Below are 16,462 nucleotides of genomic sequence, written 5' to 3' on the forward strand. Positions count from 1 at the left end.
TCACAGCCGTCATTCCAGCCAGGCACCGAGTTGGTTGCATCCGAGCCGCTCGGAGCGAGACCTACAAACCCGGGTGATTCACCCGGGCGCATAGCGATAGCCCTCCGCGTGGCCGCGTCAGTTGACGCGCCCGGGGGCTGAGGAGACTACGTGACCGACTATGACCAGACTTCACCGCAGCACACCGCATCCGGGGAGGATCTGCCCGACCGGCTGAGGGTCCACACCCTGGCCCGGGTGCTGGGAACGACGAGCCGACGCGTGCTCGACGCGCTCAAGGAGCTCGACGGCCGCACCCGCAGCGCACACTCCAGCGTCGACCGCGATGACGCCGTCAAGGTGCGCGAGGTGCTCGCCGGCGATGCGGCGCCCGCCGCTGCGCCACCGGAAGTCCAGGCCGAGCAGGCGGTGCAGGTCGAGCCGGGAGCGGCCGAGCCGGCGCCCGCGTTACCCGACTACATGCCGCTGTTCGTCGCGCCGCAGCCGGTGGTCCGCCAGGCCCGCGTCGAGGACGCCGCCGGGGAACCGGACGACGAGGACTCCGACGACGACGACACCGACGACGAGGACACTGTCGACGGCGAGGACGGCGACGACGAGCTCGAAGGCGGTGACGGCCGGGAAGGCGGCGACGGTCAGGACCGCCCCGCCGCCCGGCGTCGGCGTCGCGGTCGCCGCGGCCGGGGCCGCGGCCGCGGCGAGCAGAGCGGCGCCGACGGCACCGACGGCACCGACGGTGCAAAATCCCCGGACGGCGAGCGTGCCCCCGGGGACAACGCCCCCGACGCCGCCGGCGATGCCGCCGGGGACAACGCCGCTGAGGGCGACGACTCGCCCGACACCGACGACGACGCGACCGCCGGCGACGAGGGCGACGGCGACGAGGGCGACGACGACGCCACCGGCGGCGAGGCCGGCAGCCGGCGTCGGCGGCGGCGCCGTCGGCGCAAGAGCGGTTCGGGCGGCGAGGACAACGGCGGCGACGACGCGCCGGACGATCCGCCGAACACCGTCGTCCACGAGCGCGCCCCGCGGGCGGCGAAGGACAACAACGAGATCCAGGGGATCAGCGGGTCGACGCGCCTGGAAGCCAAGCGGCAGCGTCGCCGCGACGGCCGCGACGCCGGTCGCCGTCGCCCGCCGATCCTCAGCGAGGCCGAATTCCTCGCCCGCCGCGAATCGGTGGAACGGGTCATGGTGGTGCGCGACAAGGTCCGCACCGAGCCGCCGCACGAAGGCGCCCGCTACACGCAGATCGCCGTGCTCGAGGACGGCGTGGTGGTCGAGCACTTCGTCACCTCCGCCGCGTCCGCGTCGCTGGTCGGCAACATCTACCTCGGCATCGTCCAGAACGTGCTGCCGTCGATGGAGGCCGCGTTCATCGACATCGGCCGCGGTCGCAACGGCGTGCTCTACGCCGGCGAGGTGAACTGGGAAGCGGCCGGGCTCGGCGGCGCGCAGCGCAAGATCGAACAGGCGCTCAAGCCGGGTGACTACGTCGTCGTGCAGGTCAGCAAGGACCCCGTCGGGCACAAGGGCGCGCGCCTCACCACGCAGGTCTCGCTCGCCGGCCGCTATCTGGTGTACGTGCCGGGAGCGTCGTCGACCGGCATCAGCCGCAAGCTGCCCGACACCGAACGGCAGCGGCTGAAGGAGATCCTGCGCGAGGTCGTCCCGTCGAACGCCGGCGTGATCATCCGCACGGCGTCCGAGGGCGTCAAGGAGTCCGACATCCGCTCCGACGTCAACCGGTTGCAGGAGCGGTGGCAGCAGATCGAGGCCAAGGCCGGCGAGATCACCCAGAAGAAGGCCGGCGCCGCGGTCGCCCTGTACGAAGAGCCCGATGTGCTGGTCAAGGTGATCCGAGACCTCTTCAACGAGGACTTCTCCGGGCTCATCGTGTCCGGCGACGACGCGTGGGCCACCATCAACGACTACGTCAGCTCGGTGGCGCCCGAGCTGATGCCCAAGCTCACGAAATACGAGCCCGCCGACGGCGGCCCCGACGTGTTCGCCGTCCACCGCATCGACGAGCAGCTCGCGAAGGCGATGGACCGTAAGGTGTGGCTGCCGTCGGGCGGCACGCTGGTGATCGACCGCACCGAGGCGATGACCGTCGTCGACGTCAACACCGGCAAGTTCACCGGCTCCGGCGGCAATCTCGAAGAGACCGTCACCAAGAACAACCTCGAGGCCGCCGAGGAGATCGTCCGTCAGCTGCGGCTGCGCGACATCGGCGGCATCGTGGTGATCGACTTCATCGACATGGTGCTGGAGTCGAACCGGGATCTGGTGCTGCGCCGGCTGACCGAGGCACTGGCCCGCGACCGCACCCGCCACCAGGTGTCCGAGGTGACCTCGCTCGGCCTGGTGCAGCTGACCCGCAAGCGGCTCGGGACCGGCCTGCTCGAGGCGTTCTCCACGACGTGCACGCACTGCGGCGGCCGAGGCTTCATGCTGCACGCCGACCCCGTCGACACCGCCGCGCCCGGCCGCAAGTCGGAGTCCGGCGGTGGCGGCGGTGGCGGCCGTCGCAGCAAGCGGGCGAAGAAGGCCCGCGCCGAGGAGCCGCAGGTCGCCAAGGTGCCCGTCCACACCCCCGGCGAGCATCCGATGTTCAAGGCCATGGCCGCCGCGACCGGCCGGCCCGAAGACGACGAGTCCGACGACGACGAGACGACGACCGACGACGACGAGACGACCACCGACGACGACGAGCAGACCGACGACCGGTTGCCTGCCGACGTGACCTCCGAGGACACCGACGACCTGGACTCCGACGACGAGGACACCGAGGACGAGGACACCGACGACGAGGACACCGACGACGAGGACACCGACGACGAGGACGAGCTCGACGAGGACGAGATCGACGTCGACTCCGACGACGAGGATGCGATCGACGACGACATCGAGGAAATCGACGCCGAGGACTCCGGCGATGACGATGAGTCCGACGGCGACGATGAGTCCGACGGCGACGATGAGTCCGACGGCGACGAACCGGTGGCCGAGGTGGTCACCCCGGGCCGGCGGCGGCGGCGAGCAGCGGCCCGACCGGCCGGCCCGCCCAGCAGCGACGGCTGAGGCGGTTTGACCCTCGAACCGCTGGTCACGTAACCTTGAGCAGTTGTCGCCTGGCTCAGCCGGCGACGTGGAGCCCCACCCGGCTCCGCACCCCAAGCCCGCACGCGCCGTACGCGGTGGCGCGCGCCCAGGAAGAACGCGCGAGCGAAGAGGAAACATGGCGAGCTACGCAATCGTCAAGACCGGCGGCAAGCAGTACAAGGTCGCGGTCGGAGACATCGTGAAGGTGGAGAAGCTCGACTCGGAAGCCGGCGCGTCCGTCTCGCTGCCCGTGGCGCTGGTCGTCGACGGCGCGAACGTCACCACCGACGCCGACGCGCTCGCGAAGGTCGCCGTCACCGGCGAGATCCTGGAGCACACCAAGGGCCCCAAGATCCGCATCCACAAGTTCCGCAACAAGACCGGGTACCACAAGCGGCAGGGGCACCGTCAGCAGCTGACCGTGCTCAAGGTCACCGGAATCCAGTAGTCGAAAGGGAGCGAACGACATGGCACACAAGAAGGGCGCTTCCAGTTCGCGCAACGGTCGTGACTCCAACGCCCAGCGCCTCGGCGTCAAGCGGTTCGGCGGTCAGGTGGTCAAGGCCGGCGAGATCCTGGTCCGGCAGCGCGGCACCCACTTCCATCCGGGCGTGAACGTCGGCCGCGGCGGCGACGACACGCTGTTCGCGACGGCGCCGGGCGCGGTCGAGTTCGGCACCAAGCGCGGCCGCAAGTTCGTCAACATCGTCCCGCGTCCGCGCGCCGGGTCTGATGTCGCCGCCGGAGCGGCTTCCGAAGCCTGACCTCCGCCCCCGAGATCGACGTTCTGGCGCCGGCTTCTCGCAGTTTCGCGCCCGTTTGTCGGTTTCGGCATAGGAGGAGGACAGCTCGATGCCCCGGTTCGTCGACCGCGTCGTCATCCACGTCCGCGCCGGTAACGGCGGCAACGGATGTGCGTCGGTGCACCGCGAGAAGTTCAAGCCGCTCGGCGGGCCCGACGGCGGCAACGGCGGCCGCGGCGGCAGCGTCGTGCTGGTGGTCGATCCGCAGGTGCACACGCTGCTCGACTTCCACTTCCATCCCCACATCGCCGCGCCCAACGGCAAGCAGGGTGCCGGCGGCAACCGCGACGGCGCTGCCGGCGACGACCTGGAGATCAAGGTGCCCGACGGCACCATCGTGCTCGACGAGAACGGCCGGATGCTGGCCGACCTGGTGGGCGCGGGCACCCGCTTCGAGGCCGCCGCGGGCGGTCGCGGGGGACTCGGCAACGCCGCGCTGGCGTCGCGCGCCCGCAAAGCGCCCGGGTTTGCGCTGCTGGGGGAGAAGGGTGAGCAGCGGGACCTCACCCTCGAGCTCAAGACGGTCGCCGACGTCGGACTGATCGGATTCCCGTCGGCAGGCAAGTCGTCGCTGGTGTCGGTGCTGTCCGCCGCGAAGCCGAAGATCGCCGACTACCCGTTCACCACGCTGGTGCCGAACCTCGGCGTGGTGTCGGCCGGTGAGCACACCTACACCGTCGCCGACGTCCCCGGCCTGATCCCCGGTGCGTCCCGAGGCCGCGGACTCGGCCTGGAGTTCCTGCGCCACCTCGAGCGCTGCGCCGTCCTGGTCCACGTCGTCGACTGCGCGACGCTGGAACCCGCGCGCGACCCGGTGTCCGACATCGACGCGCTCGAAGCCGAACTCGCCGCCTACATCCCCACGCTGCAAGGGGATTCGACGCTCGGCGACCTGTCGGACCGGCCGCGGGCCGTGGTGCTCAACAAGATCGACGTCCCGGAGGCCCGCGAGCTCGCCGACTTCGTCCGCGGCGAGGTTGAGAGCCGCGGCTGGCCGGTGTTCGAGGTCTCCACGGTGACGCGGGAAGGGTTGCGGCCGTTGACGTTCGCGCTGTGGGAGATGGTGGCCGCCTACCGGGCCGCGCAGCCCGAGGTGGTGCCGCGGCGGCCGGTCATCCGGCCCATCCCCAGCGACGACCGCGGCTTCACCGTGGAGGCCGATCCGGAGGTGCCGGGTGGCTTCGTGGTCCGCGGCGTGCGGCCGGAACGCTGGATCGCCCAGACGGACTTCGACAACGACGAGGCGGTCGGCTACCTCGGCGACCGGCTGGCCCGGTTGGGCGTCGAGGACGAGCTGATCAAGCGCGGCGCGAAGCCCGGGTGCGCGGTGACGATCGGCGACGTCACCTTCGACTGGGAGCCGCAGACCCCCGCCGGTGTCGACGTGACGATGTCCGGCCGCGGCACCGACACGCGCATCGACCGCATCGACCGGACCGGCGCCGCCGAACGCAAGCAGGCGCGACGGCAGCGGCGGGAGAGCTCTGACGGATGACGCGCTCACCGCACCGGGAGGCCGTCCGCACCGCGCGCAGCATCGTCGTCAAGATCGGCACCACCGCGCTGACCACCCCGTCGGGCATGTTCGACGTCGGACGGCTCGAAGAGCTCTCCGACGCGATCGAGCGGCGGATGACCGCCGGCACCGACGTCGTCATCGTCTCCTCGGGCGCCATCGCGGCCGGACTGGAACCGCTGGGCCTCACCCGCCGGCCCACGGATCTCGCGACCAAACAGGCCGCCGCGTCGGTGGGGCAGGTGGCGTTGGTCAACGCCTGGAGCGCCGCATTCGGCCGCTACCGCCGCACCGTCGGGCAGGTGCTGCTCACCGCCCACGACATCGCGATGCGCGTGCAGCACAACAACGCCCAGCGCACCCTCGACCGGCTGCGGTCCCTGCACGCGATCGCGATCGTCAACGAGAACGACACCGTGGCGACCAACGAGATCCGGTTCGGTGACAACGACCGGCTCTCGGCGCTGGTCGCGCACCTCGTCGGGGCCGACGCGCTGATCCTGCTGTCCGACATCGACGGGCTGTACGACGGCGACCCCCGCAAGGCGACGCCCGACCGCCCGGCCCGCTTCATCCCCGAGGTCGCCGGACCCGACGACCTCGCGGGCGTCACCGCGGGCCGCGGCAGCCACCTCGGCACCGGCGGCATGACGTCGAAACTGTCGTCCGCGCTGCTGGCCGCGGACGCGGGTGTGCCGGTGCTGCTGGCCGCCGCGAAGGACGCCGCTCCCGCGCTGGCGGACGCTTCGGTGGGCACCGTGTTCGCCGCCCGGCCCGCCCGGATGTCCGCACGGCGGTTCTGGGTGCGCTACGCCGCCGAGACCGCCGGCTCGCTCACCCTGGACGCGGGCGCGGTACGTGCGGTGGTGACCCAGCGGCGCTCGCTGCTGCCCGCCGGCATCACGGGGTGTTCGGGCCGGTTCTCCGGCGGCGACGTGGTCGAACTGCTCGACCCGGCCGGGGTGGTGGTGGCGCGCGGCGTCGTCGCGTACGACGCGGTGGAGCTGGCCACGATGATCGGCCGCTCGACGTCCGACCTGCCCGCCGAACTGCGCCGGCCCGTCGTCCACGCCGACGACCTGGTGGCCGGCTAGGTCAGGCCGACGCGACCAGCGCCGGCAGCTCCGCGGCGAGCAGCTGCAGCAGCGGCGAACAGCCGGCGTCGACCTTCACCGTCGCCAGCTCGTCGCCGCGGGTCGGCCCCCGGTTGATGATCGCGACGGGCTTGTGGTGCGCGACCGCGTGGCGGACGAACCGGTACCCGGAGAAGACCGTCAGCGACGAGCCCGCCACCAGCAGGGCGTCCGCCGCGTCGACACGCGAAAACGCCTGTTCCACACGGTCTTTCGGCACGCTCTCGCCGAAGTAGACGATGTCCGGTTTGAGCATGCCGCCGCAGCGCGGGCAGTCGACGTAGCGGAACGACGCGGTGTCCTCGACCGCCGCGTCGGCGTCGGGCGCCACGGCGATCCCGTGGTGGGCGCCGACCCGCTCGGCGAACCCGGGGTTTCGTGCCTCGAGTTCGTCGGCCAGCGCGGCACGGGTCATGGTGTGGCCGCAGTCCAGACAGATGACCTGCGCGTAGGTGCCGTGCAGGTTCACCACGTCGCGGCTGCCGGCCTTGGTGTGCAGCAGGTCGACGTTCTGGGTGATCAGCCCGGTCAGCAGACCGCGGCGCTCCAACTCGGCGAGCGCGCGGTGCCCGGCGTTGGGCTGCGTGTCGGCCATGTGCCGCCAGCCGAGGTGGTTGCGAGCCCAGTACCGCTGGCGGAAGACCGGGTCGGTGGTGAACTGCCGGATGGTCATCGGGTTGCTGGGCGGCGAATCGGGCCCGCGGTAGTCGGGGATGCCGGAATCGGTAGACATCCCGGCGCCGGTCAGCACCGCCAGCCGGCGGCCGGCCAGCACCTCGACGAGTTCGGGGGCATCCACCATGTCGAGGGTAGCGCCGCCCGCGATCAGTGCAGCGCCTCCGCGGCCGGCACCAGCTCGGCGTTCATGTTGCTCTCCATCATCTTCAGCGCAGCGTCGCCGAGCTCGGGATCGATGTGGGCGACCGCGTCGGGCGGCACCACCACCGAGAAGTGCCGCACGTAGGCGTCGAGCGCGGTGTAGAGGATGCACTGCTCGGTGACCTGGCCGGTGAGCACGACGCGTTCGGGCTCCAGCTGCGTCAGCAGATAGGCGAGCGAGGTGGCGTAAAAGGCGCTGTGGCGCACCTTCGTCATGACCCGGAAGCCCTGCTGCGGCACGATCGGTTTGACGAGGTCCGGGCGCGCGCCGTCGAGCGCACCCCGGACGATGTCGCTGAACTCGGCGCTGAAGTCGCCGTAGTTGTCGTTCACGTAGATCAGGTCGACGTCGTCACGGCGGCGCGACGCGCTGATGAGACCGGCGAGCGGATCGATGATGTCGCCGACGTGCGGTGCCAGCGCGTCGGCATCGGGGTGGTCGTAGGTGTTCATCATGTCGATGACGAGCACCGCGGTCTTTGTCATGCCGCGTGCATACCCACGGCGCGATGCGGGCAACAATCTCGGCATGAACTTCTACTCGGCCTACCGGCACGGTTTTGTCCGCGTCGCCGCGTGCACCCATCACACGGCGCTCGCCGACCCGGCGGGAAATGCCGAGTCGGTCCTGGGGTTGGCGCGCGAATGCCGCGACGACGCCGTCGCGATCGCGGTCTTTCCGGAGCTGACGCTGTCCGGCTACTCGATCGAGGACATCCTGCTGCAGGACGCGCTGCTCGACGCCGTCGACGCCGCCGTCGCCGACGTGGTCGCCGGATCGGCGGACCTGCTGCCGGTGCTGGTGATCGGGGCGCCGCTGCGCCACCGGCACCGGGTCTACAACACGGCCGTCGTCGTCCACCGGGGCCGCATCCTCGGCGTCGTGCCGAAGTCCTATCTGCCGACCTACCGCGAGTTCTACGAGCACCGCCAGCTGGCCGCGGGTGATCTCGAGCGCGGCGGGACCATCCGCGTCGGCGGCGCTGACGTGCCGTTCGGCACCGACCTGCTGTTCGCCGCGACCGACGTGCCCGGCCTGGTGCTGGCCGTCGAGATCTGCGAGGACATGTTCGTTCCCGTCACGCCCGGCTCGTGGGCGGCGCTGGCGGGCGCCACGGTGCTGGCCAACCTGTCGGGCAGCCCGATCACCATCGGCCGCGCCGAGGACCGCTGCCTGCTCGCGCGCTCGGCGTCGGCGCGCTGCCTGGCCGCCTACATCTACGCTGCCGCCGGAGCCGGCGAGTCGACCACCGACCTGGCCTGGGACGGGCAGACCATGATCTTCGAGAACGGCAACCTGCTCGCCGACACCGAACGCTTCCCGCAGGGGGAGCGGCGCTGTGTGGCCGACGTCGACCTGGACCTGCTGCGCTCGGAGCGCGCGCGGATGGGCACCTTCGACGACAACCGCAAGCACTTCGGCGGTATCGACGAGTCGTTCCGCACCGTGTCGTTCACCGTCGACCCGCCGACCGGCGACGTCGGATTGCGGCGCGAGGTCGAGCGTTTCCCGTTCGTGCCGTCCAATCGCGAACGGCTGGAACAGGATTGCTTCGAGGCCTACAACATCCAGGTGGCCGGCCTGGAGCAGCGGCTGCGGGCGCTGAACTACCCGAAGGTCGTCATCGGTGTCTCGGGCGGCCTCGACTCGACGCACGCGCTCATCGTCGCCGCCCGCGCGATGGACCGGGAGGGCCGGCCGCGCAGCGACATCCTCGCGTTCACCCTGCCCGGTTTCGCGACCGGCGAGCGGACCAAGCGCAACGCGATCCGGCTCTCCGAGGCCCTCGGCGTCACGTTCGAGGAGATCGACATCCGCCGCACCGCCGAGACCATGCTCGGCGAGATCGGCCATCCGTTCGCCAAGGGCGAGAAGGTCTATGACGTCACGTTCGAGAACGTCCAGGCCGGGTTGCGCACGGACTACCTGTTCCGTATCGCCAATCAGCGCGGCGGGATCGTGCTCGGCACCGGCGACCTCTCCGAGCTGGCGCTCGGCTGGTCGACCTACGGTGTCGGCGACCAGATGTCGCACTACAACGTCAACGGCGGTGTGCCGAAGACGTTGATGCAGCACCTGATTCGCTGGGTGATCACCTCCGACCTGTTCGAGGGCGAGGTCAGCGACATCCTGCAGGACGTGCTCGACACCGAGATCACCCCGGAGCTGGTGCCCGCCGGGGAAGACGAGGAGATCCAGAGCAGCGAGGCCAAGGTGGGGCCGTACTCGCTGCAGGACTTCTCACTGTTCCAGGTGCTGCGGTTCGGTTTCCGGCCGTCGAAGGTGGCCTTCCTGGCCTGGCACGCCTGGAGCGACCCCGACCGCGGCGACTGGCCACCCGGCTTTCCCGAGGACGAGCGGCCGGTGTACTCCATCGCCGACATCAAGCACTGGCTGAGCGTCTTCGCGCAGCGGTTCTACTCGTTCAGCCAGTTCAAGCGCTCCGCGCTGCCCAACGGCCCGAAGGTCAGCCACGGCGGCTCGCTGTCGCCGCGCGGCGACTGGCGGGCGCCGTCGGACATGAGCGCCCGCGTCTGGCTCGACGAGATCGAGCGCGAGGTCCCGTCGGAGTAGCCGCCGGCTCGCGCGGGCTCCGGCGACGGCGCGAGATGCACGTTATGCAGCGAAAGTGCGGGTAGCGCGCAGCGAAAGGTGGATGTCGCGCCGGCGGAAGGCGTCGACGACGCGGCGCAGGATGTCGGCGGGCTTGTCACCGGCGAGCACGCGGATGACGATCCACCCGCGGCGCTCCAGTTCGGCATAGCGACGGACGTCCCGGGCGTACTGGCGGCGGTCGGTGCGGTGATGGTCGCCGTCGTACTCCACCGCGATCTTGAGTGCTTCCCAGCCCATGTCGAGCATCGCGACCAGGCGGGAGCGGTGGACCACAAGGATCTGCGTCTGCGGTGCCGGTAGCCCGGCGTCGATCAGCAGCAGCCGCACCCGACTTTCCGGTGGCGATGCGGCGTCCTTGTCCACCAGCGGGAGCAATTCGCGCAACTGTCGGGTGCCACGGAGGCCGCTGTAACGCCGCAGCAGTTCCTCGACGCGGCGATCGTCGTAGGCGCTCGCCCGCTTGAGCGCGTCCAGCCGACCGATAGCGGAGTCGCGGGGGAGATGGCGGCCCAGGTCGAAGGCGGTCCGCGCACGGGTCGTCACGGGTAGGCCGGCCACGCGCGTGACCTCGTCGTCGGCCAGGCTCTCGTTGCGGATGGTCAGCCCGCGCTGCGGACGCCGGTGGGTGTCGATGACCTCGATCGGGTGGTCGTCGTCGACCCAGGAAGCGCCGTGCAGCGCCGATGCGGCCACCCCGGCGATCACCCCGCGACGATCGGTGGCCAGCCAGGCGGCGGTCGTGCGGTCACGCAGCATCGGGACGGCCGACGTGGGCAGGTAGACGCCCCGGAAGACCGGCCGGTACCAGCGCGACAGCTCGTGACGCGTCAGGCGTCCGGCGGCGATCGCCTCGGAGCCGATGAACACCTCGGACATGACGGCAGCCTGGCACCGGCCTCCGACAGCACGGGCGAACTGCACCTTTCGCAGCGGAAGTGCGAGTGGCGCGCCGCCAAAGGTGCATCTCGCACAGAAGCCGGCGGGCAGAGCCGGCGACCAGGGGCCGAGCTACAGCCGGCCGTCGATCCGCAGCGCCGGATGCACCCACGACGGCGAGCGCCGCTCCTTGAACGCCAGGAACCCCTCGACGGACTCCGGTGCGCGCAGGCTCGCCTGCATGCCGATGCGGTCGTAGAGCCCGAGGTAGCTGTCGATGCTCGACTTGACCACCGTGCGGGCTCCGGGGGCGGTGCGGCAGCACTGGGCGAGCACCTCGCGGGCGGCGGCGGGCAGCTCGTCGTGCGGCACGACGCGGGCGACCATGCCCCAGTCGAGGGCTTCCTGCGCGGTCAACGTGCGGCCGGTGAACATCAGGTCACGGGTGCGCACCGGGCCGATCAGCCGGGCGAGCATGTGGCTGTAGTAGGTGTCGGCGATGCCGCGATAGAGCTCCGGCACGCGGAACGTCGCCCGCTCGCTGACCACCGCCATGTCGGCGCACAGCGCGATCTGCAGCCCGCCGCCCTGGCACAACCCGTTGACCGCGGCCACCACCGGCTTCGCCGACTGCCGCAGCGTGTCGAACGGCAGCACGTCCATCCCGAGCGCGGATCCGAACGTCAGCCAGTTGTCCTCACCGCCGCCGCCCATGTCGCCGCCGGGTGCGAACACGTCGCCGGTGCCGGTGATCAGCAGGCCGGCGAGGTCCGGGTCGGAGCCGACGTGGTTGACCGCGTACCTGATGCCGAAGTACATCGCCGGCGTCATGGCGTTGCGGGCCTCGGGCCGGTCGAGCGTGCAGACCCCGAACGGACCCTCGCGGTCGAATCGCAGGAACGCCGTGCCGAGCCAGTCGCCATCCGGCGGCCGCGGTCCCTGGGTGTTCATGGCGTCTCCTCCAGTGCGTGGTCGATGGCGTCGGCGGTCGGTGCGCAATTGCCCGCGCCGGGCGTCAGGGTGGCCAGGGCGCCGGCGGCGCAGGCCCGCCGCAGCGCCTCGCGCGGGCCGAGGTGCCAGTGGGTCGCCAGCACACCGGCGAAGACGTCGCCGGCGCCGGTGGTGTCGTGCGCGTCGACGCGCGGCGCGGGCACCTCCACGGTGTCCTCGCCGGCGTGGTGGACGGCGCCGCGGGCGCCACGGGTCACCACCCGGTGCGCGACGGGCCACCGCCAGGCGCGGTCCTCGGCCTCGTTGACCACGACGACGTCGACGAGCCCGGCGAGCGCGGACACCTCGGCACCGGCCGGCGAGGCGTTGAGGATCACGGTCGCGCCCGCCGCCCGCGCCGCCTCGGCCGCCGCCACCGCCGTCGGTACCGGGATCTCCAGCTGCAGGAGCAGCACATCGGATGCCGCCACCACGGACCGGGCGGCGTCGTCGAGGGTGAGCGCGCCGTTCGCGCCCGGCGCCACCACGATCAGGTTCTCGGCAGCGTCGTCGACGACCACGACGGCGGTGCCGCTCGCACCCGGCAGCGTCGACAGCCCGTCGGTCCCGACCCCGTTGCACTGCAGGTGCGTCCGCAATGCGGCGCCGGCGTCGTCGTCCCCGACCGCGCCGACGAACTGCACCTGCGCGCCCGCGCGGGCCGCGGCCACCGCCTGGTTGGCGCCCTTGCCGCCGGGCGCGGTGGTCAACGAGGTCGCCAGCACGGTCTCCCCGGGGCCGGGCAGCGTCGGCACCGTGAAGCTCAGGTCGGCGTTCACGCTGCCGACGACGCACACGCGCGGCACGGGGCTTACGTTAGCCCGGCCGGCCCGCCGATCGGTCCGCCCGCCCCGGCCCCGCCGCGGTCTGGCCGATACGCTGGCCGGATGAGTCTGGAAGCACCGCAACGCCGCGGCGCCGCCGCCGACCTGCGGCGCGACGTCCACGACGCGGCCCGACGAGCGCGGCTGGCCGCCCGCACGCTCGCGCACCTGACCACCACCGCCAAGGACGCCGCGCTCCACGCCGCCGCCGACGCCGTCCTGGCGAGCGCCGACGAGATCCTGGCCGCCAACCGTCGGGACCTCGACGCCGCCCGGGCGGCCGCGACGCCCGACGCGCTGCTCGACCGGCTGGCGCTCAACCCGCAGCGGCTCGACGGCATCGCCGCCGGGCTGCGGCAGGTCGCCGCGCTGCCCGACCCGATCGGCGAGGTGCTGCGCGGCCGCACCCTCCCCAACGGCCTGCAGCTGCGGCAGCAGCGGGTGCCGCTCGGCGTGATCGGCATGGTGTACGAGGGGCGGCCGAATGTCACGGTCGACGCGTTCGGGCTGACGCTCAAATCGGGCAACGCGGTGCTGCTGCGCGGCAGCTCGTCGGCCGCACAGTCCAACACGGCGCTGGTGGCGGTGCTGCGGCGGTCGTTGAGCGACGGCGGGCTGCCGGCCGACGCCGTCCAGCTGCTGGAGAGCTCCGACCGCTCGAGCGTCACCCACCTGATCCAGGCACGCGGCCTGGTGGACGTCGTGATCCCCCGCGGCGGTGCCGGGCTGATCGACGCGGTGGTGCGCGACGCCACCGTGCCGACCATCGAAACCGGTGTCGGCAACTGCCACGTCTACATCCACGAAGCGGCCGATCTGCACGTCGCGCAACGCATCCTGCTCAATTCGAAGACCCGGCGGCCGAGCGTGTGCAACGCGGCCGAGACAGTGCTGGTCGACCGGGCCATCGCCGACAGTGCCCTACCGAAGCTGGTCGAGGCGCTGGAGGACGCGGGGGTCACGGTGCACGGGGATCCCGACGAGGACCAGCTGCGCCGCGAGTACCTGGCCATGGAGATCGCGCTGACGGTGGTCGACGGCGTCGAAGGCGCCATCGAGCACATCAACACCTACGGCACCGGCCACACCGAGGCCATCGTCACCACGGATCTGGCTGCCGCGCAACGCTTCACCGAGGCGGTGGACGCCGCCGCGGTGATGGTGAACGCGTCGACCGGGTTCACCGACGGGGAGCAGTTCGGGTTCGGCGCCGAGATCGGCATCTCCACCCAGAAGCTGCACGCCCGCGGCCCGATGGGGCTGCCCGAACTAACCTCGACCAAGTGGATCGTGTGGGGCTCGCCCAGCACCGGCCACATCCGGCCGGCCTGACCGGTGCAGAAGGAGACTCCGTGAGCGTTCCCGCCAAACCGGCGCCGCTGTTCGCCGACATCGACGACGTGGGCCGCCGGCTCGCCGAGACCGGCTATCTGCCCGACACCGCCACCGCCACCGCGGTGTTCCTCGCCGACCGGCTCGGCAAGCCGCTGCTGGTGGAGGGCCCGGCGGGCGTCGGGAAGACCGAGCTGGCCCGCGCCGTCGCGCAGTCGACGGGATCGGAGCTGGTGCGGCTGCAGTGCTACGAGGGCGTCGACGAGTCCCGCGCGCTCTACGAGTGGAACCACGCCAAGCAGATCTTGCGCATCCAGGCCGGCAGTGCCGCATCTACCGGCTCCGCCGGTGGGAGCGACTGGGATGCCACCCGCGACGACGTGTTCTCCGAGGAATTCCTGCTGTCGCGGCCGCTGCTCACCGCGATCCGCCGCACCGACCCGACGGTGCTGCTCATCGACGAGACCGACAAGGCCGACATCGAGATCGAGGGCCTGCTGCTGGAGGTGCTCAGCGACTTCGCGGTCACCGTGCCCGAGCTCGGCACCATCACCGCCAGCCGGCCGCCGTTCGTGGTGCTGACCTCCAACGCCACCCGCGAGCTGTCCGAGGCGCTCAAACGCCGCTGCCTGTTCCTGCACATCGACTTCCCCGACGCCGAGCTCGAACGACGGATCCTGCTGTCGCGGGTTCCGGAACTGCCCGAGGCGCTCGCGGACGAACTGGTCCGCATCATCGGCGTGCTGCGCGGCATGCAGCTCAAGAAGTTGCCGTCGGTCGCCGAGACCATCGACTGGGGCCGCACCATCCTGGCGCTGGGAATGGACACCATCGACGACGAGGTGATCGCCCAGACGCTCGGTGTGGTGCTGAAACACCAGTCCGACCAGACCAAGGCGACCGGGGAGCTGAGGCTCAACTGATGGCCGTCCGCCGCACCCGCCCCGCGCAGCCGCTCGCCCCGCACGGCATCCCGGGGCATCTGGTCGGTTTCGTCGAGGCGCTGCGCGGCCAGGGCATCAACGTCGGGCCGTCGGAGACCGTCGACGCCGGCCGGGTGATGGCGACGCTGGGCCTCGGGGACCGGGAGGTGCTGCGCGAAGGGCTGGCGTGCGCGGTGCTGCGCCGCGGCGAACACCGCGACACCTACGACGCGCTCTACGACCTGTGGTTCCCGGCGGCGCTGGGGACACGCGCGGCGGTGGCGGCGGACGAAGCCGGCGCCGAGGACAGCCCGGTGGCGGACCTCGATCAGCTGCGGGCGCTGCTGGCCCAGCTGCTCGCCGACACCGACTCCGACCCGACCGCCGACGACCGGCTCGACGAGCTGATCGCGAAGATCGTCGAGGCCTACGGCCGCTACAACTCCAGCCGCGGGCCGTCGTACTCGTCGTATCAGGCGCTCAAGGCCGTCGCGCTCGACGACATCGAGGGCAAGCTGCTCGCCGGCCTGCTGGCGCCCTACGGCGACGAGCCGACGCCCACCCAGGAGCAGATCGCCACGGCGATCGCCAAGCAACGGGTGTCGCAGCTGCGCCGCAGGATCGAGGCGGAGACCAAGCGGCGCACCGCCGAACAATTGGGCCGCGAGCACGTCCAGATGTACGGCGTGCCGCAGCTCGCGGAGAACGTCGAGTTCCTGCGCGCCTCGGGCGACCAGCTGCGGCAGATGCAGCGCACGGTCGCCCCGCTGGCCCGCATGTTGGCCACCCGGCTGGCGGCGCGGCGCCGCCGTGCCCGCGCCGGCCAGATCGACCTGCGCAAGACGCTGCGCAGGTCGATGTCCACCGGCGGGGTGCCGATCGACGTGGTGCTGCGCAAGCCGCGGCCCGCCCGTCCGGAACTCGTCGTGCTGTGCGACGTGTCGGGTTCGGTCGCCGGGTTCAGCCACTTCACGCTGCTGCTCGTGAGCGCCTTGCGCCAGCAGTTCTCGCGGGTGCGCGTCTTTGCGTTCATCGACACCACCGACGAGGTGACCCACCTGTTCGGGCCCGAGGCGGACCTGGCGGTCGCGATCCAGCGGATCACCCGCGAGGCGGGGGTCTACACCATCGACGGCCACAGCGACTACGGCCACGCGTTTCGCAGCTTCACCGAGCAGTTCCCGGGCGTGCTGTCGCCGCGCAGCTCGCTGCTGGTGCTCGGCGACGGCCGCAACAACTACCGGTCGCCGGCGGTCGACGTGCTGGCGCATCTGGTCGACGCGAGCCGCCACGCGCACTGGCTGAACCCCGAGCCCCGGCACCTGTGGGGCAGCGGCGACTCGGCGGCGCCGCGCTACGCCGAGGTCATCACGATGCACGAATGCCGCTCCGCCAAGCAGCTCGCGGCGGTCGTCGACCAGCTGCTGCCCGTCTGAGCTGCGCGTCGCGCTTCGATAAGCT

Annotated in this window: 14 protein-coding genes; 9 read left to right on the forward strand and 5 right to left on the reverse strand. The window is 71.6% G+C overall.

The features are described from left to right. Positions 1-150 precede the first annotated feature (150 nt). From LV457_RS09285 to proB, 5 genes are all read left to right on the forward strand, one after another. Positions 151-3,087: an Rne/Rng family ribonuclease gene (locus LV457_RS09285; protein WP_232170512.1), complete on the forward strand. Its 2,937-nt coding sequence runs from the start codon at positions 151-153 to the stop codon at positions 3,085-3,087. A gap of 157 nt (positions 3,088-3,244) precedes the next feature. Further along, positions 3,245-3,556: a 50S ribosomal protein L21 gene (gene rplU / locus LV457_RS09290; protein WP_232170513.1), complete on the forward strand. Its 312-nt coding sequence runs from the start codon at positions 3,245-3,247 to the stop codon at positions 3,554-3,556. A 19-nt stretch (positions 3,557-3,575) separates the two neighbouring features. Further along, on the forward strand, positions 3,576-3,872 hold the full coding sequence (gene rpmA, locus LV457_RS09295; protein ID WP_232170514.1) for a 50S ribosomal protein L27: 297 nt from the start codon (positions 3,576-3,578) through the stop codon (positions 3,870-3,872). Positions 3,873-3,960: 88 nt separating this feature from the next. Further along, a complete protein-coding gene (gene obgE / locus LV457_RS09300; protein WP_232170515.1) occupies positions 3,961-5,406 on the forward strand; it encodes a GTPase ObgE in 1,446 nt (481 codons plus the stop codon). Then, the gene (gene proB / locus LV457_RS09305) at positions 5,403-6,521 is read left to right on the forward strand and encodes a glutamate 5-kinase (RefSeq protein ID WP_232170516.1); all 1,119 of its coding nucleotides are present in this window, start codon (positions 5,403-5,405) and stop codon (positions 6,519-6,521) included. The genes obgE and proB overlap by 4 nt, the downstream gene beginning before the upstream one ends. Position 6,522: 1 nt before the next feature. Here proB and LV457_RS09310 read toward each other — a convergent pair whose 3' ends face one another. Next, the gene (locus tag LV457_RS09310; protein ID WP_232170517.1) at positions 6,523-7,359 is read right to left on the reverse strand and encodes an NAD-dependent protein deacetylase; all 837 of its coding nucleotides are present in this window, start codon (positions 7,357-7,359) and stop codon (positions 6,523-6,525) included. 26 nt (positions 7,360-7,385) lie between these two features. After that, positions 7,386-7,925: a cysteine hydrolase family protein gene (locus tag LV457_RS09315; RefSeq protein WP_232170518.1), complete on the reverse strand. Its 540-nt coding sequence runs from the start codon at positions 7,923-7,925 to the stop codon at positions 7,386-7,388. Positions 7,926-7,968: 43 nt separating this feature from the next. Between LV457_RS09315 and LV457_RS09320 the strand changes: the two genes are divergently transcribed. Further along, the gene (locus LV457_RS09320; RefSeq protein WP_232170519.1) at positions 7,969-10,014 is read left to right on the forward strand and encodes an NAD(+) synthase; all 2,046 of its coding nucleotides are present in this window, start codon (positions 7,969-7,971) and stop codon (positions 10,012-10,014) included. Between the two features lie 42 nt (positions 10,015-10,056). Here LV457_RS09320 and LV457_RS09325 read toward each other — a convergent pair whose 3' ends face one another. The 3 genes from LV457_RS09325 to LV457_RS09335 form a co-directional block, all read right to left on the reverse strand. Further along, on the reverse strand, positions 10,057-10,932 hold the full coding sequence (locus tag LV457_RS09325) for a hypothetical protein (protein WP_232170520.1): 876 nt from the start codon (positions 10,930-10,932) through the stop codon (positions 10,057-10,059). Positions 10,933-11,064: 132 nt separating this feature from the next. Further along, the gene (locus LV457_RS09330; protein WP_232170521.1) at positions 11,065-11,883 is read right to left on the reverse strand and encodes an enoyl-CoA hydratase/isomerase family protein; all 819 of its coding nucleotides are present in this window, start codon (positions 11,881-11,883) and stop codon (positions 11,065-11,067) included. Further along, positions 11,880-12,728: a ribokinase gene (locus tag LV457_RS09335; protein WP_232170522.1), complete on the reverse strand. Its 849-nt coding sequence runs from the start codon at positions 12,726-12,728 to the stop codon at positions 11,880-11,882. Before LV457_RS09335 ends, LV457_RS09330 begins: the two co-directional genes overlap by 4 nt. Before the next feature lie 81 nt (positions 12,729-12,809). Here LV457_RS09335 and LV457_RS09340 point away from each other — a divergent pair, with 81 nt between their 5' ends. The 3 genes from LV457_RS09340 to LV457_RS09350 are packed head-to-tail and all read left to right on the forward strand — an operon-like array spanning position 12,810 to position 16,437. After that, entirely contained in the window at positions 12,810-14,078 is a 1,269-nt protein-coding gene (locus LV457_RS09340) for a glutamate-5-semialdehyde dehydrogenase (RefSeq protein WP_232170523.1), read from the forward strand. Positions 14,079-14,098: 20 nt separating this feature from the next. Continuing rightward, the gene (locus LV457_RS09345) at positions 14,099-15,001 is read left to right on the forward strand and encodes a MoxR family ATPase (protein ID WP_232170524.1); all 903 of its coding nucleotides are present in this window, start codon (positions 14,099-14,101) and stop codon (positions 14,999-15,001) included. After that, a complete protein-coding gene (locus LV457_RS09350; RefSeq protein ID WP_232170525.1) occupies positions 15,001-16,437 on the forward strand; it encodes a VWA domain-containing protein in 1,437 nt (478 codons plus the stop codon). The genes LV457_RS09345 and LV457_RS09350 overlap by 1 nt, the downstream gene beginning before the upstream one ends. Positions 16,438-16,462: the final 25 nt, after the last annotated feature.

Source organism: Mycobacterium sp. MYCO198283, assembly GCF_021213805.1.
Classification (GTDB): domain Bacteria; phylum Actinomycetota; class Actinomycetes; order Mycobacteriales; family Mycobacteriaceae; genus Mycobacterium.

What these genes read in the sequence shown, in the direction of transcription:
- rplU (WP_232170513.1), top strand. Translation starts at nt 3,245, where the DNA reads ATGGCGAGCTACGCAATCGTCAAGACCGGCGGCAAGCAGTACAAGGTC.
- LV457_RS09320 (WP_232170519.1), top strand. Translation starts at nt 7,969, where the DNA reads ATGAACTTCTACTCGGCCTACCGGCACGGTTTTGTCCGCGTCGCCGCG.
- LV457_RS09315 (WP_232170518.1), bottom strand. Translation starts at nt 7,925, where the DNA reads ATGACAAAGACCGCGGTGCTCGTCATCGACATGATGAACACCTACGAC.
- LV457_RS09340 (WP_232170523.1), top strand. Translation starts at nt 12,810, where the DNA reads ATGAGTCTGGAAGCACCGCAACGCCGCGGCGCCGCCGCCGACCTGCGG.
- obgE (WP_232170515.1), top strand. Translation starts at nt 3,961, where the DNA reads ATGCCCCGGTTCGTCGACCGCGTCGTCATCCACGTCCGCGCCGGTAAC.
- proB (WP_232170516.1), top strand. Translation starts at nt 5,403, where the DNA reads ATGACGCGCTCACCGCACCGGGAGGCCGTCCGCACCGCGCGCAGCATC.
- LV457_RS09325 (WP_232170520.1), bottom strand. Translation starts at nt 10,932, where the DNA reads ATGTCCGAGGTGTTCATCGGCTCCGAGGCGATCGCCGCCGGACGCCTG.
- rpmA (WP_232170514.1), top strand. Translation starts at nt 3,576, where the DNA reads ATGGCACACAAGAAGGGCGCTTCCAGTTCGCGCAACGGTCGTGACTCC.
- LV457_RS09350 (WP_232170525.1), top strand. Translation starts at nt 15,001, where the DNA reads ATGGCCGTCCGCCGCACCCGCCCCGCGCAGCCGCTCGCCCCGCACGGC.
- LV457_RS09330 (WP_232170521.1), bottom strand. Translation starts at nt 11,883, where the DNA reads ATGAACACCCAGGGACCGCGGCCGCCGGATGGCGACTGGCTCGGCACG.